Raw genomic sequence first — 23197 nt, forward strand, 5'->3', positions numbered from 1 at the left:
CTTATGACGAGCAGCTTTCACAGGCCTCGACCTCAAGGGCCTTGCTGCGGACATAATAAATGGTCTTGACGCCGGCCCTCCACGCCTCCAAATACAGTCTGAGCACCTGACGCATGGAATAGTCGTTGGTGATATAGAGATTCATGCTCTGCGCCTGGTCAATATGTCTCTGGCGAAAGCCCGCGGCGCGTACCGACCAGCTTTGGTCGATCAGATGCGCCGCCTTATAGTACCACCATGTATCCATAGAAAGCTCCGGAGCAACGCGGGGCAGCATGCTGCCCTTTTTTTCCTCTAAAAAGAATTTCTTCATAATTGGATCGATGCCCGCCGACGTGCCGGAGAGGATGGATGTGCTGGAAGTGGGTGCGACAGCCAGCAGATAGGCGTTGCGCATTCCCTGCACCGCCACCGTTTCCGCAAGCGCCCGCCACTTTTCTGAGGTATAACCTCGCTTTTCAAAATACGCGCCTGTCTGCCAGTCGCTGCCCTCAAAGAGCGCATAGCGGCCCTTTTCCCGTGCCAGTGCTGTGTCCGCCTTGACGGCGGCGTAGTTGATATGCTCGAATACCGCATCGGTGAAGGCAAGGTGCTCATCGCTCTCCCATCGGATGCCGCGCTTTGCCAGCATGTGGTGGTAGCCGCTGACGCCCAGGCCGATGCTGCGGTACTTCTGATTGGTAAGCCGCGCGTATTCCAACGGGTAGAAGTTGAGGTCGATCACATTATCCAGTGCGCGGATGGCCGTTTCCACCGTGCGTTCCATATAGGCCTCGTCCTCCACCGCCAGATTACCGAGAGACAGACTCGCCAGGTTGCAGACCACAAACTCACCGGGGAGTGTGGCCGTCACCACCACTGTGTCGCCGTTCTCCGTGTGCACCTCAGTGCTGATATGCTCGATGGGCGCCATGTTCTGTGCGATCTCCGTGCAGAGATTGGAGCAATAGATCATTCCCGTGTGGCCGTTTGGGTTCATACGATTTACGCTGTCGCGGTTGAAGGCGAAGGGCGTGCCGGTCTCCACTGCCGAGCGAAGCACCAGCCGCACGATGTCCTTGACGGTGACGCTGCGCTTTTCGATGCGCGGGTCATTGACGCAGTCCAGATACCGCTTCTCCCATTCCGTACCCCAGTAATCCTCCAGTGCGTAGCCCTTGACCGTGAGGATCTCATGCGGACACATGAGATGCCACGGCGCGTCTATGTTCTCCTCCGCCAGTCGCCAGAAGAGATCCGGATAGCACACGGCGGGAAACACATCATGCGCCTTCATGCGGTCGTCGCCGTTGTTGGTGCGCAGTTGAAGGAATTCAGGCAGATCCCGGTGCCATGCGTCTAAGTAAACCGCCGCAGCGCCCTGCCGCATCCCCAACTGATCCACCGCCACGGCGGTGTCGTTGACCAACCGGATCCAGCGGATAACACCGCCCGCCGCCCCTTGAAAGCCGCGGATGGTGCTGCCTGCAGCGCGCACCTTACCGAAGTACATCCCCATTCCACCGCCAAATTTAGAGACCTTTGCGAAGTTGTCCAGCGAGCGGTAGATGCCGTCCAGACTGTCCGGCACAGTGTCCACAAAGCAGCTTGAAAGCTGATGGTAGGGCTTTCGTGCGTTGGACATGGTAGGTGTCGCCATCGTGACCTCCATACGGCTGAGCATATCGTAAAAGCGTTTTACCCACCCCATGCGGTCAGAGCCTTCGTTCATAGCAAGATGCAGCGCGATACCCAAAAACATCTCCTGCGGTGTTTCCAGCGGCACGCGGCTGCGTGACTGGATCACATAGCGTTTGAGCAGCAGGTCAAGGCCGGAGTAGGTGAACAGCTCGTCCCGTTCCGGGCAGAGAAAGTCCTCCGCCATAGCGATCTCCTCGTGGGTATAGTGGGCAAGAATATAGTCACCGTAGAGTCCCTTATCCGTCAGATAGCGAAGCCTGCCATAGAGGTCGCCGACGCCGCGCCCCTCCCATTCCTGTGCGTTGCGACAGCGAAAGGAGTGGTTCAGAAGCCGCGCCGCGATGAACTCCCACTTGGGTGCCTCTGCCGTAGTCAGCTCTACCGCTGCCTTGGTCAGTGCCTCAGCCCTCTCATCCTCCGTCATGCCCGGGCGACAGAAGCTCTCAAACTTCATTTGAAGCGCCGCGAGGGAGTAGATTTCCTCGGTAAAATCCATCTGGATACGGCGCAGCACCTCGTCAAGCGAGTTATCCCCCACCGTCTGCGCGATGGTATGCCGGACGCGGCGCAGCGCAGACCGCTTTTCGCGATAGAGGATGTACGCCTTGGCCACCTCATAGTGTCCGCGCTCCATGAGCGTCCGCTCCACCTCGTCCTGCACACGTTCCACGGTGAGCGGTACTGTGACGGAGAGATTGTTGAGAACGGCGGCGAGGATCTCCTCCAGTTCTCCGCCCCCAATCTCCCTTCCCTGTCCATCAAACGCTTTTTTCATGGCGTTGAAAATTTTCTCCTGTTGAAAAGGAACAGACTTCCCGTTTCGTTTTCTGATCTCCATTTCGATCCTCTCATCTTCTCCGGTCACTTTTCATGTCCTTTTGGGCAAAGAGCGGGCAAGCGCAGTATCACGCTTGCCCGCTCTATTTTTGAAAGCCGGTTTTTCTGCAGCCGACACGGCGGGGCTGTTTGTTGTCTGTTGTCTTGGTTTTGGCTTTCCTGCCAGTTACTTCATAGATTCCAGAATGGCGTCCGCCAGTGCTTCCAGCTCAGTGCGCTTGTCCGTGCCCATGGACGAGGCGAGGCTGAGCCGCTCGTTGAGCACCGTCATGTTCTTAAGCTCATCGTTGACAAATTTCTGCATGAGGTCACCGGACTTCACCGCCCATGAGCCGTTTTCAATGATGGCAAAGGTGCGGTTTTGCAGATTCAGTGCCTTCATATCCATGAGGAAGTCATGCATGGCGGGGTAGATGCCGAGATTGTAGGTCACAGAGGCCAGGACAATGTGACTGTACTTAAACGCCTCGGAGATCAGCTGGGAGACATGAGTGGAGGACACATCGTACATCGCCACCTTGCTCATGCCCTTATCGCAGAGCGACGCCGCCAGCGCCTGCGCCGCGTTCTCCGTGTTGCCGTACATGGAGGCGTAGACGATGAGCACGCCCTGGGTCTCAGGGGCATAGCGGCTCCATGTGTCGTACTTTTCGATGAACCAGCCCAGATCCTTGCGCCACACGGGGCCGTGGAGCGGGCAGATGTACTGGATCTGATCCAAAACGCCGCCGGCCTTTTTCAGCAGGAGCTGGATGTGGGGGCCGTACTTGCCCACGATGTTGGTGAGATAGCGGCGGGCGTCGTCCAGCCAGTCCCGCTCGAAGTCCACCTCGTCGGCGAACAGCTTACCGTCCAGCGCGCCGAAGGTGCCGAAGGCGTCGGCGGAAAAGAGGACGCCGTCGGTGACGTCGAGGGTCACCATGGCCTCCGGCCAGTGAACCATAGGCGCGCCCACAAAGGTGACGGTGTGCTTGCCAAAGGAGAAGGTGTCGCCCTCCTTCACCTCGATGCACTCATGTCCGTCCACATGGAAGCCGAACTGCCGCATGAGCATGAATGCCTTCTCGTTGGAGATCAGCTTCACCTTAGGATGGCGCAGCAGGATCTCCTCGATGCAGGCGGCGTGATCCGGCTCCAGATGGTTGACCAGCAGGTAGTCCAGCTCGCGGCCATCCAGCACATACGCCAGATTTTCCAAAAGCTGGCGGCAGGCAGACCAGTCCACCGTGTCAAAGAGCACCGTCTTTTCATCCAGCAGGCAGTAAGCGTTGTAGCTTACGCCCCGGGGAATGGGAAAGCAGTTTTCAAACAGGGCCAGGCGATGGTCGTTGGCGCCCACCCAGTAGAGGTCGTTTGTTACTTTACGCACGCAATACATCTTATCTTACCTCCTTCACGGCTCAAGCCTTTACAAATTGATCCTTCGTCTCCGCGCACTCCGGGCACACCCACTCGGCGGGAAGCTGCTCAAAGAGCGTACCCGGCGCGATCTCGCCGTCCTCGTCGCCCAACTCCGGCACATACTCGTAGCCGCAGCCGCTGCAGACGTAGCGGTCGCCGATGGGGGCGGGCTTCGGCGGTGTGGGCCGCTTCATCTTTACCATAGGCGGCGCGGGCAGCTTTTCGCCGCTATCCAGCGCAGCAGTGAGCAGGGGCAGGATCTCCTCCACATCGCCCACGATGCCGTAGTCGCAGTTCTTGAAGATAGGCGCGTTACCGTTCTTATTGATGGCCACGATGGTGGAGGCGTCCTTGATGCCCTTAAGGTGCTGGGATGCGCCGGAGATGCCACAGGCGATGTACAGATTGCCGGTGAACTTCTGACCGGACATACCCACATAGCGGTTCAGCGGCAGATATTTGAGAGTCTCCGCCACAGGGCGGGAAGAACCGATGGCCGCGCCGGCAGCCTTGGCCAGCGACTCTACCAGTTTCATGTTCTTTTTCTCCCCGATGCCCTTGCCCGCGGAGACCACCCGCTCCGCCTGCGGGATGGGCGTATCCATAGGGATGCCCACGGAGAAGTCGTGACCATCCTTCTTCAGCGCCGCTACAAGGTCGGCCACCTGCTGGGCAGCATCCCCTTCCCGGAAGATGGTCTTTTTGCGAATGCCGGTGATGGGCGCGGGTTTCTTGGCCGCCGAACGGCTCTCGCCGCCGGAGCTCTTGCCCAGCCTGCCCACCAGATGAGAGGCGATGACCACCCGCTGGATCTCGTTAGTGCCCTCGTAGATGGTGGTGATCTTGGCGTCGCGGTAGGCCCGTTCCACCTCCATGCCCTTGAGGAAGCCGCTGCCGCCGTGGATCTGCAAGGCATCGTTGGTGACCTCCAGCGCGATGTCCGAGGCGTACATCTTCGCCATGGCGGACTCCATGCCGTAAGGCGCGTGCTGCTCCTTCAGCTCCGCCGCGGAGTAGATGAGGAACCGGGCGCAGCGCAGCTTGGTGGCCATATCCGCCAGCTTGAAGGCGATGCTCTGCTGGGCCGCGATGGGCTTGCCGAACTGGACGCGCTCCTTGGAATAGCTCAACGCGTGCTCAAACGCGCCTTGGGCGATGCCCAGCGCCTGCGCGGCGATGCCGATGCGTCCGCCGTCCAGCGTGGACATGGCAATCTTGAAGCCCTCGCCCTCCTTGCCCAATAGGTTTTCCTTGGGAACCTTCACGTCGTTGAAGATCAGCTCCGCCGTGGAGGAGGAGCGAATGCCCATCTTGTCATAGTGGTCGCCGAACTCAAAGCCCTTCCAGCCCTTCTCCACGATGAAAGCGGAGATGCCCCGGGTGCCGATGTCCGGCGTGGTGACGGCGAAAACCACATAGGTGTCCGCCTTAGGGGCGTTGGTAATGAAGATCTTGCCGCCGTTGAGGAGGTAGTAGTCCCCCTTATCCAGCGCCGTGGTCTCCGTGCCGCCGGCGTCGGATCCGGCGTTGGACTCCGTGAGGCCGAAGGCGCCGATCTTCTCGCCCTTGGCCAGCGGAACCAGATATTTCTTCTTCTGCTCCTCGGTGCCATAGGCGAAAATGGGCCATGAGCCGAGGGAGACGTGGGCGGAGAGGATTACGCCCGCGCCGCCGTCCACACGGGCCAGCTCCTCCACCGCGATGGCGTAGCTCAGGGCATCAAGACCGGCACCGCCGTACTCCTTGGGGTAGGGAATGCCCATCCAGCCCAGCTTACCCAGCTTCTTGACAGCCTCCTCGGGAAACTCATTGTTCTGATCCATTAAAAATGCGAGGGGCTTGATCTCCTCCTCCGCAAAACTCCGGATCTTCGCGCGCAGCTCTTCGTGCGCCGCCGTGGTTTGAAACAGCATATGGGTACCTCCTCTTAAAATTTTACAGCTTGCTTGTATCTTGGGGATCGGATCCGCCGGTCAGCAGCCTGCGCAGGCTCACGGCACGGAACGCCTCGTCCTGCTTTTGCTGCAAGGCCGCCAGCTGACAGTGGATGGCGCACCGCCCATGCTTGTCCTGCCAGCGGCATTCATATCCCGGCTCCATGCAGGCGCACAGGATGCCCCGCTCCCCCACGACCCCCATGAGATCGTAGAGGGAGGTCGCGTCCAGATCGCAGGACAGCGCGCAGCCGCCGAGGGCGCCGCGGCTCACCCGCACCAAATTGCCGGCGGAGAGCTTGCGCAGAATCTGGTAGGCAAACTGATTGGGGATCAATTCCGTTTCCGACATCTCGGCCACCGAATGCTTCTCCCCGTCCAGCAGCACCCGCAAAATGCGCAGTGCGTAGTCCGTCTCTTTGGTGATGATCATGCTCCACATCCTCTTTTCGCTTGCTTGTTAATGCCATTATATCAATCTTGATAAATTTTATCAAGATAATTTTCAAAAAAATATATCGTTTTAACACAGACCGCTCCAGCCCGGGTCAGCTTCGCTTTCCATTCAGCGAAAAGCCATGTTCCTTACAATATAGAAGCCGAAAAAGCTGTGCCGTGGCAGTCCGCCGAAAGCAGAAAAGACTATGCCTGAAAACCAGAAAGCGGAGAAATTGGTTGGGGCTCGCAGGGGTCGCCCACCCAAGGCGGATAAGGCGGTCCCTGGCAAGTCCAAGGCAAGCACCAAAGTGCGTGCTTTTCATTTTATATTCGACACATTATGTTATGATATGCAGTAAATGTTCCATCTTACCGTCCCATTCTCTGCTGGAATCGGCGCACTCTTTCAGTTCAGTTTCGACTTCAGCATTTATCGGCAAGTTTTTCTTATAGCGGATGGTATGCTCAAGGCTTGCCCAGAAGTCCATAGCGATTGTACGGAGTTGTATCTCCACCGGCACATGGATCACTTTTTCCGCAAAGAATACCGGCAGCCGGAGCGTCAGGTGCAGACTGCGATAGCCATTTGGCTTAGGGTGTGAAATATAATCTTTCTCTGTGATGATTTCAATGTCAGACTGTTTTTTTAAGCACTTTGCCAAAAAGAACACATCCTCCTCGAAAGAGCAGATCACCCGCACACCGGCAATATCCATGATATTTGTCTGCATGGTCGGAAAATCCAGAGGAAGTCCGCGTTTCTGCATCTTATTCATAATGCTGGACGGCGACTTCAAGCGGCTTTTTATACTTTCTATCGGATTGCGATCATGCTGCAATGAAAACTCTTCGTTTAGAATTTCCAACCTGCTTTCCAGTGCTTTCAGCGCACATCGGTATTGCAGCATGACTTCCTGATACCTGCGATTTTCGCTTAAAAGGCGCTGGCACTGCAAATCATCTAAGCCTTTATCTGCCGCAACCGTCAAGCCAAATAAATTCTCACTCATAGCTTCTCCATTCCGCAGGGATAGGCGCTCCGCGCTGTCTGCCGCTCTTGTATTACGACCTGATAAAAACTGTATCCGCCGGAGAGATGGGAACAGGTGAAACCGTACTGCGTCAAAAGTCGGCAGGCCAGATAACTGCGAAGCCCTGTCTGGCAATTCACATAAACAGGCTTACCCCGGTCTAACTCGTCCAAATGCTCCCGCAGATCGTCCAGTGGAATATTGCGGAATCCATTCAAGTGCCCACGCCGATATTCGCCTTCTGTACGGACATCCAGCAGTGTCGCATTGCCATCGCAAGGCAAGTCCTCAACCTCATTCCAATGGAACTGCCGTACCTTCCCGCTCTCCAAATCCTCGATCATAAAACCGGCCATATTGACCGGGTCTTTGGCAGAGGAATAGGGCGGCGCATAGGAAAGGTCAAGCTCCGTCAGTTCCAAGGCTGTCATTTTTGCGCGAATGGCCGTTGCCAGTACATCAATGCGCTTGTCCACGCCCTCGCCGCCAACGATCTGCGCACCCAGCAGCCGCAGGCTTTCTTTTTCATACATCACCTTCATTGCCATAGACTGTGCGCCGGGATAATAGATAGCGTGGGATGCCGGGAATAATACGACTTTGTCGTAAGCGATCCCTGCTGCCTGCGCTGCCTTCTCATTGATCCCCGTGGAGGCCGCTGTCAAGCCAAACAGTTTCAGAACAGACGAGCCCTGAGAGCCGTGAAAGCGGCTGTTTCCGCCGCAGATATTGTCAGCGGCAATGCGTCCCTGCTTGTTGGCAGGCCCCGCCAGCGAGATCAATGCTTTTTGGCCGGTCACGAAATGGGTGACCTCTACGGCATCGCCCACAGCGTAGATATCCGGCACGGAGGTTTCCATCCGCTCGTTGACAGCGATGCTGCCCCGGATGCCCAGCTCAAGTCCGGCCTCTTTTGCCAGATGGGTGTCCGGCGTGACGCCGATGGCCAGCAGCACCATGTCGGAGCGCAGCGGCTCACTTTCCTCCAGCAGCGTCAGCACGGAATCTCCGTCCTGTCGGAATCCGGTGACGGTTTCATCCAACCGCAGAGCCACACCGTGTCTGCGCATTTCCGCATGGACAAAGCTGGCCATATCCGCATCCAACGGCGCTAATAGCTGCTTCAGACGCTGGACGATGGTAACCGAAACGCCCATCTCCACAAGGTTTTCCGCCATTTCCAGACCGATAAAACCGCCGCCAGCCAAAACAGCGGTTTTCGGCTTCTGATCCTCTACAAAGCGTCGAATGCGGAGGGTGTCTTCCACGGTGCGCAGGGTAAAGACCCGCTCGCTGTCCACACCGGAAAGCGCAGGAATCGTCGGCTTTGCGCCGGGGGCAAGAAGCAGTTTGTCATAGGTTTCCGTGTAGACCTTCCCGCTGTCCAGTGCGTGGACGGTGACGGTTTTCTCTGCGGGATTGATCGCAGTTACTTCCTGCCGTACTCGCACATCAATGCGAAAGCGATCCCAAAAGCTCTCCGGAGTTTGCAGCGTCAATTCTTCCTGCTCCTTGATCACACCGCCCACATAATACGGCAGACCGCAGTTGGCATAGGACACATAGCCGCTGCGCTCGATCATGATGATCTGCGCGTGTTCATCCAAACGGCGGATGCGGGCGGCGGCAGAAGCACCGCCCGCCACACCGCCTACGATTACAACTTTCATCTTGCGCCCTCCACCATTGCGGCAATCTCCGACTTAGGCCGATAGCCCACCGATTTGGCAACGGCCTTTCCATCCTTGAATACGACCAGCATCGGGATACTGGACACCTGAAAACGCATTGCCAGCTCCATCTGCTCGTCCACATTGACCTTTCCCACCTTGAGCGCGCCGCTTTTTTCTTCGGCAAGCTCATGCAGTATGGGAGAGAGCATTTTGCACGGTCCGCACCAGTCGGCGTAGAAGTCCAGCAAAATGGGCTTGTCGGAACGCAGTACCTCATTTTCAAAATTCGCAGCAGTAATTTTCAGTTCAGCCATGAGTAAGGCTCCTTTCTGTTATCTTTGTTTATTCTTTGTTTTTCAGCTTGCAAATCCCCTGCGTCATGGTTCCCATGGGGCAGAAGACACACCATGTACGGGGCTTGTAGAGCACCATGACGATGAGGCCGATGAGCAGCGAGGTCAGCATGAGGCTGTAAAAGCCGAAGCTGAATTGGGCTACCCAGTCTGTCACCGTTCCGGCGGTGTAGGCCCAGCCCCACGGCACACGGAAGGTCCAGAACAGCTTAATGGCCTCCCGCAGGGACGAAGTACCCGCAGCGACCAGATATGTCTGAAACACCATGTTGCCGAACATCGTCAGGAAAAAGATCAAAAAGCCATAACGGAACCACTTGGAGGACATCCAGCGGGGCGTGGGCTTGCAGCGGGAGCATTTAAGGTCTGTCCCCAGCTTGCTGAACAGTTGACCCCGTCCGCAGAGGTGGTTGCAAAAGTATTTGTTCCCACCAAAGATGGCTAAGAACAGCGGCAGAAGAAAATCGATCATGCCCAGCCACGCGAACAGGATATTGAAAAAGCCCAGTGCAAAATAGATGATTGCATATACCCACAGATAATCGTACCAATGCTTTACTTTCATGCGTCAGCCCTCACTTTCACCTCAATGCAGCCGACGGGACAGATCTTTGCGCACTTGCCGCAGCCTACGCATCGTTCCGCCTCCACAGCGGCGTAGCAGCCGCGGCGCACCTTGACGGCCCCCAGTGGACAGGTATTTTCACACACGCCGCAGGCGACGCACCGCGTCTTATCTATGGCGGCCAGTTTCTTTGACAGCATAGCGTTCCTCCCTTAATCCTGCAAGGATTTGTAATAGAGCATACAGTGGCAGAATCCCTCGAAGCCCGGATCTGCAATTTGATCCTTAAACTCCTGGCACATACATTTGGTCGCCTCTGTGCTCTCCCTGCGGCAGGGGCAGTACCCGCCGGTGCGCTTGAGTCCTTCTCTGATGGTGCTGACAATCTCCTGATCGGAATTGAGCTTGATTTTCATGTTCGCCACCTCTTTCTTGTTGATTGATTGTGGCTTTATCATACCGCAGTACAAAGCATTTTTCTGTGACGAGGTTACGTTACGGCAAATTTTTATATAAGTGAGAAAGAGCCGTGAAGCGGTATCTTACATACTGCTTCACGGCTCTTTGTTTATAGGTTTTGTTGTGCTTCCTTACTCAGCCACAGAAAACTGGTCTTTGCCAACAAAACATAAGGGGCATTCAAAATCATCCGGAATATCTTCCCATTTTGTACCCGGTGCAATGCCGCCTTCCGGATAGCCATTTTCTTCGTCGTATTCCCAACCACACACATCGCATACATATTTCATAATGAAATTCTTCTTTCTTGTTTTTTATTTCGCACACAACATTAGCCCGACTTTATCGTCATCAGAAACAATAACGATTCCTATCTTACTCAAAGAATATCCACAGCTTCCGCTTGTTTTACTCTCTTTGTTTTCTTATTCCCTGAAATCATTTTATGACCCGTATATACTGCCATAACCATGCAGATCAAGGAACTAAGCGCAAGGTACTTATGCGTTGTTTTTGAGCCTTTATATCCAGTGCAAAAAGTTCCAAACATGGTAATTACCGCTCCGATTGACCAATATTTATGTGCTTTCATGACTTGTTTGCCTCCTGCCTGCAATACATGACATTCAGTTCTCTATGTTGGTTCTAAGATACCATGCGCGGAACGATCACGCTTTCCACAGACTGTGGAGGTTGCAGTAGGCGTAGACCGCCTCGACTTCGTCGCCCTCGCAGAGCGCAAAGCAGACCTCCGGCTTCTCGCCCGGGTGCAGTTCCTTGCGCTGGTTGCCCTGATTGGTGTGGAGGGACACCCACTCGATGTAGTGCTCCGGCAGCATGGGATGCTCTACGGAGCCGACCTTGACATGAACGATGCCGTTTTCCACAGTCCAGACAGGGACGTGCTTCTCCACGGCGGCGTCGGTGGTACCGGGGATGATCTCGCTCATCGGCTCACCGCAACAGATGACGGGAACGCCCGTGTCCTTGACCTTGGCAATGATGTTGCCGCAATGCTTGCAAATGTAAAACTTCTGCTCCATGATTCGTTCTCCTTTTCTCTTTAATAGTTTTCTGCGTGAATTTCAAAGTAGCTCTGGGGATGGTTGCAGGTCGGGCAGACCTCCGGTGCTTTCTCACCGATCACGATATGCCCGCAGTTGCGGCACTCCCATACCTTGACCTCACTCTTGGCGAAGACCTCCGCCATCTCCACATTGTGCAGCAGGGCACGGTAGCGCTCCTCATGATGCTTTTCAATGGCGGCTACCAGGCGGAAACGCTGGGCCAGCTCATGGAAACCCTCCTCGTCGGCGGTTTTGGCAAAGCCGTCGTACATATCCGTCCACTCGTAGTTCTCGCCCTCAGCGGCGGAGAGAAGGTTTTCGGCGGTGTCGCCAATGCCGTTCAGCTCTTTGAACCACAGCTTGGCGTGTTCCTTCTCATTATCAGCGGTTTTGAGGAACAGCGCCGCGATCTGCTCGTAGCCTTCCTTCTTGGCCTTGGATGCAAAATAGGTGTATTTGTTGCGCGCCTCGGACTCACCGGCAAAGGCAGCCATCAGGTTTTTTTCGGTTTGAGTTCCTGCGTATTTCGTTTCTTTCATGGCGGATACTCCTTCCTGTTTTTCTGCTTTTATTGTAGCAAATCTATGATTTTCTTCTGTAACGAAGTCACATTTCTTTTTATTTTAGACGATTTAGTCTGTTCTTATCCCGCAGCGTGATTGCACCACGCTTCAGCTCCACCAGCCCGTCCTCCGAGAAGCTTTTGAGCATCCGTGCCACTGCCTCCCGTGCCGAGCTGATGTGCTGGGCGATCTGCTCATGGGTCATGCGTATCGTGTCGGAGCCGGTACGTTCCGCTTCGGCAAAGAGAAATTCTGCCAGCCGCTGATCCAATCCCTTGAACATAATCTGCTGCATCGCCCACATCACATCAGAAAACCGTTTCGTTGCCAGTTCATAAAGAAAACAGCGGACATGGAGATTTTTCTCCTTGAGTGCAGCAATGACATTTGCAGAGATAATCAGAATGTCCGTATCCATTCCGGCAGTCATTTGTGTATCAAAGGTGATCTGACTGATCACGCAGGAGGCGGAAAGCACGCATAGTTCGCCCGGATACAGGCGGAACAGCGTTACCTCCCGCCCCTCATCAGAGAGAAGATAGGTGCGGATCTCGCCGGAAAGAATAAACAGCATTCCGAGACATTCATTGTCGCTGCTGTGAACGAACGCACCCTTTTTATAATGACGGACAAAGGCACTTCGGCGTAGTGTGTCCATTTCGCGTTCGGTCAAGGATGACCAGAACGGAAGTTGTGTCAGTGTGCGTTCCATATCAATGGCAGCTATGCTTGCCGCAGCCGTGGTCACCGCAGGAGTGACCAGCCTCGCCGTGTTCATGGTCATAGTGGTCACAGTGAACATTGGGATCGTAGCCCAAACTTCCGTTAAGCAATGCGCTCACCGCCGCGTCAGCGTCCCCGCTGACACCGCCGTAGAGCTTGATGCCCGCTTCGGCGAGTGCTGCCTGCGCACCGCCGCCGATGCCTCCGCAAATCAAAGTGTCCACGCCGTTCTGCATCAGGAATCCTGCCAGTGCGCCGTGACCGCTGCCGTTGGTATCAACGACTTCCGCATGGACGATTTTGCCGTCCACAGATTCATAAAGCTTGAACTGCTCGGTGTGACCGAAATGCTGAAAGATCTGACCGTTGTCATAGGTAACTGCAATTTTCATAATGGAATCTCCTTTGCAAGTTTTGCCTGATTTTTCCATGTTGGCTCTCTGCATCCGGCAGCAACGGCCGCAGTGAGCTGCCTCCTGTCCTCCGCAGATGCGGTAGTTTCCCCCGGTGATGTGCAGCGGTTTCCCGTGGACAAGACACGCTACGATCTTGCTCCGTGCGCTTTCGTAAATCTCCTGCACGGTAGAGCGGGAAATCTCCATTTGAGCGGCACACTGCTCGTGGGTTTGCTGCTCCAAGTCAACCAGCCGAATGACCTCGTATTCGTCCAGCGTCAGCAGGATCGGCTCGGTATTCTCGCACCCGTTAGGACAGAATGTATCGACCTGTGGTACGCCACAAATTCGACGGCACCGTGGCGGTCTTGGCATGGGAGCTTTCCTCCCTTTGTATTCGGTATATTCCGATTATAGCACTTTGAGCAGAAAAAGCAATTTTTCAAAAGCTGCTACATTTTCCGTCCTCATATGTGTGCTGGCTGATATTCGGTGTCGAAGACTACGTGTGAGCCATGTTCGTATTGTCAGATTATCTACATTTGACAGAACTTCGCAGGGTATCCTCTTCCGAATAGTTCGCATTGATGTCCATCGGGTTGATATACTGCGCGCTGGAAGGGCTGATTTTAATGACCTGCCCCTCAAATTTCTTCACCAGTGCCGTGTACTCGGCTTCCGGATCGCACACAATTACATCGTCATCCGTCACCAGAAACGCATTGGCGATTTCTCGCTTGGCAGAGAAGGATTTACCGGAACCGGGAGTACCCAGAAAAGTCCAGACGGCGCAGGTTGCAGTTGTACTTCTGCGCGATACTGGAAGCTTGAAACACATTGGTTTCCAGCTCCTGCTCCGTCTCGCCGGTATTCATCACCAGAAAGGTCAGCAGGAACATACGCTCATTCTGGCTCTGCAATTCCTTCAGCAGTGCCTTTGCGTCCCTGCCGTAAGTTGCCAAATCTGACGGAATGATGTCCATATCGTATCCGGAACGGACAGCTTTCTTCTGTTCCTCAATCTTGGAACGATCCAGCTCCGTAATGGTGTGCTTGATGGATTTGATTGCTTTGTTCTGGTCTACCGACTGAATGTGCATGGTCACAATCTGGCTGGATTCCATATCCAGAAAGTCCTTCAGCAGCTGATCCGACAGGTCGGAAGCCGTAATCTGGAGATAGGACATGGAACCATACATCCCACCCATCTGAAAAACACGGTTCTTCGGAAAGGCAAACCCGGTCGGGGCAATAAAGTCCTTTACCGACAGCCCGCTCTCCGGCAGCCACTTCCAATCGAAATTGAATCGGTCATGGTCACCCATGTGGAACATATCGTGCATCAGATGAAGCCGTTCCTTACCGTTCAGCAATTTTGCCCGGACACCCAAGCGTTTGAAGTTGTTCATCAGGTCGATCTCAATGTGATTGAGCCTCGGCTTTGCCTGTTTCATGGATTCTGCTTCAATGCCAAACGTCAGGTACTTCGTCTTGGTCAGGCCGTTGTTGCCCTGGGCAAGCTGGCGGCGCAGCATGGTGCTGTACTCCGTGCGCACCGGATTGAAATGATCCTTCTGGTACGGGATGCGCACCATCTTCTCAAAATTCGAGGCATCCGTAGCCATATTCATAAAAGAAAGCTCAAAGCGGATACTCAGAGAGCCGTTCCACCCGCATCTGATAATCTCCTGGGAACTCCTGCCGGAGCTTGCCGTATTCCGTGTCAGAGAGAAGGACATTTTCGTATGAGCCATACCGGTGCTGGATTTCCTTCTTCTCTCTTTTATTGATTGTTTCAGTACTTGTTCTATTAGTACTTAATTGCGCGGGATTTTCCGTAACCGGTGTGTCCGTATCCGGATTTACCGTATACGGCTTTTCCGTACACGGCTTTTTCCTTGGCATCTCATAGATCACATACTCCGCTCTGCCCATCCGACCGTTACTCTCACGCTGCTGGTTCCTTTCCAGATATCCAAGACGTTCCAGTTCTTTCAGAGCTGTAAGCACCCCATCTACGCCATCCGGTGTAATCGAAGATAATCCCCGTACCGAATAGTTCCATGTGTCCGGTAAACTAAGCAGCATAGAGAGAAGTCCTTTTCCTTTCAGGCTGAGACCCTGATCCCGCAGGTGGTAATTGCACATCGTTGTGTAATTGCTGTTTTTCTCAACCCTGAATACCGGCATGGTGCTCACCATCCTTTTTCGCAGGCTCCGTTTTTTTCTTCGGACATTTGCGCGGACGATCTTCGCTGTCCTCCCGTCGATGGTATTTGCCGGTATCCTGCATCATGCGTTCAAACGCCTGAAGGCGTCCCTCTGTAAAAAGCGTCATTCGATCACACCCCATTTCTTAAACAACTTGAAGAGATGATTCTTTCCCTTGCAGGTCACTCTCGTCTGCTGCACCAGTTTTCCGCTTCTGCCGTAGCAATCCCGGACAATAAAATAGCCCCTTGCAGATTTGTCTGCAAAAGGCATCAGCCAGCCGCTTGGACTGCGGTACAGATAGCGATGATCCAGTAAGAGAGCTACTGCCGTCTTCTCCGGGATTCCGATTTCCTTACAGAAATTCCGGATGCAGGTGCAATCCTCCGAATTCACAAAGGTGTCGAAGTAGTCTGCCTTGGGCTGTGCCGCATCCAGCTGTTTGCGGATACCCTCAAGCTGCTCTCTCTCGGCCACAAGCTCCTTCGCCAGGGTGTAGATGACCTCCGGATGCTGAATCACCTGATCCAAAATAGAATCGCTCATATACACACCATGCTTTCGGATGGACGGGAGAACTTCATCAAACACCCAGTGTTCAAACCGTTCTGCCGATGGCAGCTTGCTGTGAACGATCAGCCGATAAACATCACCTTCCGTGATAAAGGAGATTTCAACGACCTGCTCTCCAGCATCTCCATACTGATTCACCTTCTGAACGACCCCCTCGCGTTTCGTTAGGGGGCCTCTACAATGGCGTTTCACTGCGGCGTAGGGATTCACATATCCCAACGCTTTCGCCACGTCGCTTGCACAGAAGAAGGTCTTGCCTGCCTCCTGTAACAACCGGATCGAACCAAACTCCTGGTTCTCAAACACCTCCATCATCTGCCTCGACTGTCCGCCATGACTGCCCACATCGGTGTCATGGGTCTTCTGATTGAAATCCGTCATACCTGTTACCTCCTACTCAAATTTGTCTCGCCGGATTTCGGGCGAAAAAAATAAAGCCTCGACCCATTCTCGTTTTCAAAGAATGAGCCAAGGCTCTATGTAACAGGATACCTGATATCATTTTTTTGCAGATTTCGTCAGAACTCGCCAAACGAATCCGACACCATTTTTCATTCCGTTTCAGCCGGATTTTTCCCGAAAATCTGTCAAGGATATGGGGCGAATTTCCCCTCCAAAATGGCCTTCTGTAAACCCATTTTCCCACCCATTAGGCTCAAAAATAGACCGTAAACCCATGGTAAACCCATCAAAATGGGCTAATTTGAAGTCAAATTTCCTCAAATTTCACCATCGGAATCAGGTGATTTCAGGCATAGAAAAAGCCCGGAAAATGGCGTATTTCCGGGCTTTTTTAGCATTATTAAGCTGTAGATTATCGCTTGCTGAACTGCGGAGCGCGACGAGCTGCTTTGAGACCGTATTTCTTACGCTCTTTCATTCTCGGGTCACGAGTTAAGAAGCCTGCTTTCTTCAGTACCGGACGGTAATCAGCGTCTGCCTGAAGAAGTGCACGGGAGATGCCGTGTCTTACAGCGCCAGCCTGACCTGTGAAGCCGCCGCCACGTACATTTACAAGTACATCGAACTTATCAACTGTCTCGGTTGCTACGAGCGGCTGACGAACAACCACTTTCAGGGTCTCAAGACCAAAGTACTCGTCGATGTCTCTTTTATTGATAGTAATCTTGCCGGTTCCCGGTACAAGGTATACTCTAGCGATAGATTTTTTTCTTCTGCCTGTTCCGTAAAATTTGTTAGCCATTATAGTTTCCTCCTTCCAGTGCCTTTAATTAAAACTTGATTTCTAAAACTTCCGGCTTCTGAGCTGCCTGCTCGTGCTCCGGACCTGCGTATACATGAAGTTTTGTAATCATGCTTCTTCCTAAAGGTCCCTTTGGAAGCATACCTTTAACTGCTAACTCGATAACCTTCTCCGGCTTCTTAGCCATCATTTCACGAAGGGTTGTCTCTCTCATGCCACCTACATAATCAGAGTGATTGTAGTAGATTTTCTGATCCATCTTCTTACCGGTTACTTTGATCTTCTCTGCGTTTACTACGATTACATAATCGCCGCAATCCATGTGCGGTGTGAAGATCGGTTTGTTCTTGCCTCTTAATACCTTTGCTACCTCAGATGCAAGACGACCTAATGTATATCCTGTAGCGTCAACTACATACCATTTTCTTTCGATTGTTGCTGGACTAGCCATAAAACTCTTCATTGGTTGACCTCCTGTTTTACTTCATATAATTGAGATTAACTATATCATGAAATGCCTGCTCCGGGGCTTTGGTGCCGACATCTTCCTGACTCATGTCATACTGACTTATTATATTACACGCTTCCGGACGTGTCAAGCGGTTTTTCCTTGAAAATACAAGGTTTTTTCCCCGGATTTACAAGATAAGTTCGTTTCATTCCATGCGTCTGATATACGCATGGGATACACATGAAAAAGGAAGATTTCCTCCTCTCAGATTCCATCTTCCCTTTTCGCCGCTTTTTAGGTTGGTAATGAACTTTTTCTCTTTCCTCAAGAGAATTTATTTGAAGGAGACTGGGAAATCTCCGTCAAACCTTATTTTTCGATAAAAGCGTTCCTGCAATGGCAGAACCGATTCTGCCTATTTCTGCTTCTTCGCTTCCAGATAATCATTCAGCTCTGTATTCAGGACATTGGTGATGAACATATGTCCCGGTGCGTGGGTAATGACTAACGGAAGTTTTGCATTTTCAATCGCTGCCTGCGGGGTAACGCCGCAAGCCCAGAATACCGGGATCTCACCATCGCGGATCTCGACCGGATCGCCATAGTCTGGTTTGGAAATATCCTTAATACCGATCGCTGCCGGATCGCCGATCTGGACCGGACCGCCGTGTACGTTTGGATAACGGTCTGTGATCTCTTTGGCTTTCTGTGCGTTTTCCGGTGTCATCGGACGCATGCTGACAACCATCGGTCCCTTGAACACGCCGGCGCTCTCGCACTGGATGTTGGTCTTGTACATGGAAACATTGCAGCCCTGCGCGATATGGCGCACTTCAATGCCGGCTTTCATAAGCGCCTCCTCAAAGGAGAAGCTGCAGCCAATCAGGAATGCAACCGAATCTTCTTTCCAATAAGAAGAAACATCTGTCACCTCATCGACTTTCACGCCGTCACGGTAAATGAAATATTTCGGGATGTCCGTCACGATGCTCGCGCCCTCGCCCATATCGTGGATATCCGGTGTGCCCTCTACGACTTCCAGGATTGGGCACGGTTTCGGGTTCTTTCTTGCAAATTCTTTAAAATCATCCGCGTACTTCTTCGGCAGGATAACCAGATTTGCCTGTGCATATCCGGCACACATGCCAGCCGTCGGGCGGGTAATCTCGCCAGTCCGAATCAGTTTCCATACTTCCGGTGGTGTCATTTTGCTATAATCTGCCATATACGTTCCCTCCATATCTTTCAATACATCTGAGGTTTATCTGAATCTTTCAGTCTCTTCCTCTAATTCAACCATATATTCAGTTCCATCGATCACAACCCGGTAGGTTCCAATCGGATTCCAGTATCTCTTCGATTCACATCCAACCGCTACCTGAATCACCGCATCGAGTTCTCCGCACGGTTCCGGTACTTTTGCCAATTCTTCTTTAAGTGCCTTGAGTTTTTCCACCTGCTCAATGTAGAGCTTCTGTGCTTCCTCAACCGTTACTTTCTGGAAATGTACTTTATAACCCGGTCTGGACTGTGCAACCAGCGGAAGATCCACAGAGATAACGCCAGCAATCTTCGTATAACCGCCGGTGGTCTGATGATCCGCCATCATGATAATCGGTTGTCCGTGGGACGGCACCTGAATCGCACCAAAGGCGATACCGTCTGTGATAATATCGCCGCCATTTTTATGCTCGATGACCTCGCCCTCAAGACGGCAGCCCATACGGTCGGACTCATTCGTAAATGCATATGTGCTGCTTAAGAACGTCTCTACACCTTTCTCGGTAAAGCAGTCATCCTGCGGTCCCATGACAACGCGGATGGTTTTCTCAGTCTGGGAGAAGTCCTCCGGCGTCACTTTTCTCTTTCTCATATTTGGAAGGGTCGTCTTCGGAGCAGCAAAACCAATCTCGTCTCCGCCGCCGATCTTTCTTCCCTGATAACCGCCTACTTTCAGCTTTAAGTTAGTGGATTTGCTGCCCATCTGTACCGGGATATCCAGCCCGCCTGCCACTGCAATGTACGCGCGGCTTCCACTTGTCATACCGGCAAAGTTCATGGAATCGCCCTTATGTACTAAAACTGCCTGATACATCGGAAGATCTTTTCCATTTACCTTCGGAACCAGATTGCCGCCGGTTACTGCGATAATATTGTCTTCTGTAAATTCCATCATCGGTCCCATCAGGGTTACTTCCAGAACCGCCTCGTTTTCATCATTTCCCACCAAAATATTCGCGATCGCTGCGGAACGCTGATCCATAACGCCTGATACAGACATACCGGACTCCTGATAGCCGGTGCGTCCCATGTCCTGTACGGTTGTGAGGAATCCGCCGCTTGCAAACTTAATGCCCATCTTTATACCTCCTTATCGTACACAACGTATTTGTAGGTTCCATCTTCGACTTCTTTTTCGATCTTTTTATACTCTTCCTCGGTTACTGCAGCAAACTTGATATACTGTCCCGCTTCCAGAAGCACTGGTTTCTCGCGGTCTGCATCATAGAGTTTTAACGGAGTCCGTCCAATTAACTGCCAGCCTCCCGGAGATGCTACCGGGTAGATACCGGTCTGCTCACCGGCAATACCAACGGAGCCGCCCTCAATCTTCACTCTCGGGCTCTTCAGACGCGGGGTTGCGATCTCTTTGCTCATGCCGCCCAGATATGGGAATCCAGCGATGAATCCAATCATGTAGATTAGATATTCTTCAGATGTATGAATCTTGATGACCTCTTCCACGGTCTTGTGATTGTGCTCCGCAACATTTTCAATATCCGGACCCATCTCTCCGCCGTAGAGAACCGGAATTTCGATAACGGTTGGCGGCGGGATCGGAATGCTGGATAAGGAACCCATCAATTTATCAAATTTTTCTGTGAGTGCCTTGAATCCGATCACTTCCGGATGATAATGTACTAATAAGGAGCGGTATGTCGGAACCGTCTCCACAATTCCCGGTATATCGCTTTTTTCAACCGCAATCTTGAATGCGCGGATTTTCTTGTTGATCTCCGGGCTGATTTCATTGCCAAACTCAACGCACACAGCGCTGTCGCCCGCTACAAGGTATCTTACCTCGCTCATATATACCTCCTGTCAGATAAACGAAGCCCCCGCCTGCCTGTTCTGCTTTTCTTCGAAAAACCTAAAAACTGCTTCCGACCCAACAAGCCAGTTACAGGGAAACGCCCGGCAGACCTGCTGCCATAAGCCAGCCATCTGCGTGCTCATCCAGCCAGTCCGCCGGGCGCCTGTCCGTTTAATCGTTTTTTATTATTTTACCACATTTTTTGCATTTTTTCATTCATTAACCAAAGATGGTAAGAATCTTCGGCAGAGCCTTGATTCCTGAGTAACCGGTCAGAAGAACAACGCATACACCAAGTACGATGAGTACGGTCGGATGTTTGTAATTTTCACCGACGATATCTTTCCTGCGGCTTGCCAGAAGAATGACAAGCAGTGTAATCGGAAGAATCAGTCCGTTTACGGAACCTGCCAGAACCAGAAGAGTTGCCGGCTGTCCAAGTAATGTCATGATAACGGTCGATACAGCGATGAAGCCGATAACGAACCATTTCTCATTCTCCATGATGAACGGATGCAGGGTCTTTAAGAAGGATACGGATGTATACGCTGCACCGATGATGGAGGTGATAGCTGCAAACAGGATAACCAGACCGAAGATCTTGTAACCGATGATGCCTGCGCCTGCCTTAAAAGCTGCTGCTGGCGGGCTTGCTACCCATGCTTCGCTTCCAACAACTTCCGGAGTTGCTGTAACAACGCCTAAAACTGCGAGGAACAGTAAAATTCTCATAACACCCGATACGCTGACGCCCATTAATACGGAGCGGCGAACGTGCGGAAGATCCTTGGTTCCGGAGAAACCTGCATCCAGAAGACGATGTGCACCGGAGAATGTGATGTAACCGCCGCAGCTTCCGCCAAGCAGGGTAATAATCGGGAATACCAGATTCGGGAATTCGTTCAGATGTCCAACACTGCCGATTGCCTCAACAACCGGAGGTTTTGAACGGAATGCTACATAAAGTACGGTAACAATCATGATGCTTCCTAAGTATTTGGTCAGCTTATCCATGAAGTTTTTCGCATCCTTGGATAAGAAGATCAGGATACCGATGACACCGGCTACAACGGTTCCGACTTTCAGTGGGAAACCGAATACGATATTAAAACCGGTTGCGGCGCCGCCGACGTTACCGATATTGAATACCAGACCGCCGAGAGACACAAGGAACGCAATGAAATATCCGAGTCCCGGAACAACTTTATTTGCGATATCCTGTCCACGCATACCGGACACACCGATGATGGACCAGATATTTAACTGGGTTGTAACATCCAGAAGAATGGTGCAGATGATTGCCAGTGCGAAAATAGAGCCATACTGACCGGTAAAGGTTGCAGTCTGTGTCAGGAAACCAGGTCCGATCGCAGACGTTGCCATCAGGAACGCGGCGCCAATCAGGGCTGTCGTGTTCGCATTACTTTTTTTCTTTTCTCCCATATTTTTCTTCTCCTTATATACGTATTAGCGGAACAGATTTTTAATCTCCACTCCCTCGGCTACCAGGGTCTCACGAATGTTCTTTACGAACTCCAGCGCTTTTGGGTTGTCTCCGTGTACACAGATGGAATCTGCCTTGATGGAAATGTCGTTTCCGTTGATGCTCTCAACTTTCCCTTCTTTTACCATTCTTACGACACGTTTGATTGCCAGGTCTTTATCTTTGATGACTGCTCCCGGAAGTTTTCTGGAAACCAGGGTTCCGTCATCGTTGTATGCACGGTCTGCGAACACCTCGCTCGCTGCCTGTAAACCAACCTCCTCGGCTGCCTTGATCATCTGGGATCCTGCCAGACCCATGAAGATGATATCTTTATCTACTTCATAGACTGCTTCACACATCGCTCTCGCCAGCTTCTCATCAACAGCTGCCATGTTGTAGAATGCACCGTGCGGTTTTACGTGCTGGATTTTTACGCCCTGGCTCTTAGTAAATGCGCTCAATGCGCCGAGCTGGTATTTCAGATATGCTTTCGCTTCTTCCGGAGTTACCACCATGTTTCTTCGACCGAAGCCCATCAGATCCGGAAATCCCGGATGTGCTCCTACTGCGGTTCCGTATTTCTTTGCCAGTGCGATGGTCTTATCCATAACCATCGGATCACCTGCATGCCATCCACAGGCTACGTTGGCGGAAGACACGTACTGAAGAATTTCTTCATCCATACCAATCGTATAGTTACCGAAGCTCTCACCTAAATCACTGTTTAAATCGACATAAAACATGGTTCATTCCTCCCTTTCTTACTCACACATCTCATTTTTGCGGCTTAGCGTTTCTTCTGTCTGTTTTCAACAGCTGTCGGAAACTATGTTTAAGATGAGACGTTTTTTGTATGTTCCCCTTGTTTTTTTGCTTCTGCTGATATTTTATCTGACTTTTATGTATTTTTCAATCATAATTTTAATATTTTTCAAAATAATTTAATTTATATACAAAAATCGTGCAAAAACGCACGTTTTAGGCGTGCGTTTTTGCACGATGTGATTTTTTGCACTCTTTTACCATTCATTCCTGCACCCGGTTTACCAGACAACCGTT

26 protein-coding genes and 1 pseudogene are annotated in these 23197 nt (G+C 52.2%); all 27 read right to left on the reverse strand.

Annotation, left to right across the window (positions count from 1 at the left end):
• Position 1 precedes the first annotated feature (1 nt).
• Positions 2-2518, reverse strand: a complete 2517-nt coding sequence (locus C7U56_RS07330) for a ribonucleoside-diphosphate reductase subunit alpha (protein WP_181357201.1) — start codon at positions 2516-2518, stop codon at positions 2-4.
• A 165-nt stretch (positions 2519-2683) separates the two neighbouring features.
• On the reverse strand, positions 2684-3895 hold the full coding sequence (locus tag C7U56_RS07335) for an FprA family A-type flavoprotein (RefSeq protein WP_107000753.1): 1212 nt from the start codon (positions 3893-3895) through the stop codon (positions 2684-2686).
• A 22-nt stretch (positions 3896-3917) separates the two neighbouring features.
• Positions 3918-5831, reverse strand: coding sequence for an acyl-CoA dehydrogenase family protein (locus C7U56_RS07340; RefSeq protein ID WP_107000754.1), 1914 nt, complete (start codon positions 5829-5831; stop codon positions 3918-3920).
• Between the two features lie 22 nt (positions 5832-5853).
• Positions 5854-6285 (reverse strand): RrF2 family transcriptional regulator, encoded by a 432-nt coding sequence (locus C7U56_RS07345; protein WP_015553424.1) that lies wholly within the window; start codon positions 6283-6285, stop codon positions 5854-5856.
• 343 nt (positions 6286-6628) lie between these two features.
• Positions 6629-7300 (reverse strand): GTP pyrophosphokinase, encoded by a 672-nt coding sequence (locus C7U56_RS07350; protein WP_107000755.1) that lies wholly within the window; start codon positions 7298-7300, stop codon positions 6629-6631.
• A complete protein-coding gene (locus C7U56_RS07355; RefSeq protein WP_107000756.1) occupies positions 7297-8991 on the reverse strand; it encodes an FAD-dependent oxidoreductase in 1695 nt (564 codons plus the stop codon). Before C7U56_RS07355 ends, C7U56_RS07350 begins: the two co-directional genes overlap by 4 nt.
• Positions 8988-9308, reverse strand: a complete 321-nt coding sequence (trxA, locus tag C7U56_RS07360) for a thioredoxin (protein WP_107000757.1) — start codon at positions 9306-9308, stop codon at positions 8988-8990. The genes C7U56_RS07355 and trxA overlap by 4 nt, the downstream gene beginning before the upstream one ends.
• A 28-nt stretch (positions 9309-9336) precedes the next feature.
• Positions 9337-9912: a 4Fe-4S binding protein gene (locus tag C7U56_RS07365; RefSeq protein ID WP_107000758.1), complete on the reverse strand. Its 576-nt coding sequence runs from the start codon at positions 9910-9912 to the stop codon at positions 9337-9339.
• Complete coding sequence (locus C7U56_RS07370; RefSeq protein ID WP_107000759.1) at positions 9909-10112, reverse strand: 4Fe-4S binding protein; 204 nt, start codon at positions 10110-10112, stop codon at positions 9909-9911. Before C7U56_RS07370 ends, C7U56_RS07365 begins: the two co-directional genes overlap by 4 nt.
• A 12-nt stretch (positions 10113-10124) precedes the next feature.
• Positions 10125-10370 carry a ferredoxin-thioredoxin reductase catalytic domain-containing protein gene (locus tag C7U56_RS07375; protein ID WP_107001011.1) on the reverse strand — a complete coding sequence of 82 codons (246 nt, stop codon included), beginning with the start codon at positions 10368-10370 and terminating at the stop codon, positions 10125-10127.
• A gap of 132 nt (positions 10371-10502) precedes the next feature.
• Positions 10503-10661, reverse strand: coding sequence for a rubredoxin (locus C7U56_RS07380; RefSeq protein ID WP_107000760.1), 159 nt, complete (start codon positions 10659-10661; stop codon positions 10503-10505).
• An 89-nt stretch (positions 10662-10750) separates the two neighbouring features.
• Complete coding sequence (locus C7U56_RS07385) at positions 10751-10963, reverse strand: DUF6219 family protein (RefSeq protein WP_107000761.1); 213 nt, start codon at positions 10961-10963, stop codon at positions 10751-10753.
• 76 nt (positions 10964-11039) lie between these two features.
• Positions 11040-11414, reverse strand: a complete 375-nt coding sequence (locus C7U56_RS07390) for a desulfoferrodoxin family protein (protein ID WP_107000762.1) — start codon at positions 11412-11414, stop codon at positions 11040-11042.
• A gap of 20 nt (positions 11415-11434) precedes the next feature.
• Complete coding sequence (rbr, locus tag C7U56_RS07395) at positions 11435-11977, reverse strand: rubrerythrin (RefSeq protein ID WP_107000763.1); 543 nt, start codon at positions 11975-11977, stop codon at positions 11435-11437.
• 79 nt (positions 11978-12056) lie between these two features.
• The gene (locus tag C7U56_RS07400) at positions 12057-12713 is read right to left on the reverse strand and encodes a Crp/Fnr family transcriptional regulator (protein ID WP_107000764.1); all 657 of its coding nucleotides are present in this window, start codon (positions 12711-12713) and stop codon (positions 12057-12059) included.
• A 1-nt stretch (position 12714) separates the two neighbouring features.
• A complete protein-coding gene (locus C7U56_RS07405) occupies positions 12715-13494 on the reverse strand; it encodes a DUF134 domain-containing protein (RefSeq protein ID WP_107000765.1) in 780 nt (259 codons plus the stop codon).
• 187 nt (positions 13495-13681) lie between these two features.
• Positions 13682-14774, reverse strand: a pseudogene (locus C7U56_RS07410) (VirB4-like conjugal transfer ATPase, CD1110 family); the annotation flags it as partial.
• Positions 14761-15309 (reverse strand): helix-turn-helix domain-containing protein, encoded by a 549-nt coding sequence (locus C7U56_RS07415; RefSeq protein WP_302689074.1) that lies wholly within the window; start codon positions 15307-15309, stop codon positions 14761-14763. The gene C7U56_RS07415 and the pseudogene C7U56_RS07410, both read right to left, overlap by 14 nt.
• Entirely contained in the window at positions 15290-15457 is a 168-nt protein-coding gene (locus C7U56_RS15450) for a hypothetical protein (RefSeq protein WP_002576412.1), read from the reverse strand. The genes C7U56_RS07415 and C7U56_RS15450 overlap by 20 nt, the downstream gene beginning before the upstream one ends.
• Positions 15454-16284: a phage antirepressor KilAC domain-containing protein gene (locus tag C7U56_RS07420; protein WP_107000766.1), complete on the reverse strand. Its 831-nt coding sequence runs from the start codon at positions 16282-16284 to the stop codon at positions 15454-15456. Before C7U56_RS07420 ends, C7U56_RS15450 begins: the two co-directional genes overlap by 4 nt.
• A 433-nt stretch (positions 16285-16717) precedes the next feature.
• A complete protein-coding gene (gene rpsI, locus C7U56_RS07425; RefSeq protein WP_022358510.1) occupies positions 16718-17107 on the reverse strand; it encodes a 30S ribosomal protein S9 in 390 nt (129 codons plus the stop codon).
• 28 nt (positions 17108-17135) lie between these two features.
• On the reverse strand, positions 17136-17570 hold the full coding sequence (rplM, locus tag C7U56_RS07430) for a 50S ribosomal protein L13 (RefSeq protein WP_107000767.1): 435 nt from the start codon (positions 17568-17570) through the stop codon (positions 17136-17138).
• Between the two features lie 403 nt (positions 17571-17973).
• Positions 17974-18783, reverse strand: coding sequence for a putative hydro-lyase (locus tag C7U56_RS07435; protein ID WP_107000768.1), 810 nt, complete (start codon positions 18781-18783; stop codon positions 17974-17976).
• Between the two features lie 36 nt (positions 18784-18819).
• Positions 18820-19917, reverse strand: coding sequence for a 5-oxoprolinase subunit C family protein (locus tag C7U56_RS07440; RefSeq protein WP_107000769.1), 1098 nt, complete (start codon positions 19915-19917; stop codon positions 18820-18822).
• A 2-nt stretch (positions 19918-19919) separates the two neighbouring features.
• Positions 19920-20648 (reverse strand): 5-oxoprolinase subunit PxpB, encoded by a 729-nt coding sequence (pxpB, locus tag C7U56_RS07445; RefSeq protein WP_022358506.1) that lies wholly within the window; start codon positions 20646-20648, stop codon positions 19920-19922.
• A 223-nt stretch (positions 20649-20871) separates the two neighbouring features.
• Positions 20872-22095 carry an NRAMP family divalent metal transporter gene (locus tag C7U56_RS07450; RefSeq protein ID WP_107000770.1) on the reverse strand — a complete coding sequence of 408 codons (1224 nt, stop codon included), beginning with the start codon at positions 22093-22095 and terminating at the stop codon, positions 20872-20874.
• 24 nt (positions 22096-22119) lie between these two features.
• Complete coding sequence (locus C7U56_RS07455; protein ID WP_022358636.1) at positions 22120-22881, reverse strand: LamB/YcsF family protein; 762 nt, start codon at positions 22879-22881, stop codon at positions 22120-22122.
• Positions 22882-23197 lie beyond the last annotated feature (316 nt).

Origin of the sequence: Clostridium fessum, assembly GCF_003024715.1 — a bacterium.
Taxonomy (GTDB): Bacteria; Bacillota; Clostridia; order Lachnospirales; family Lachnospiraceae; genus Otoolea; species Otoolea fessa.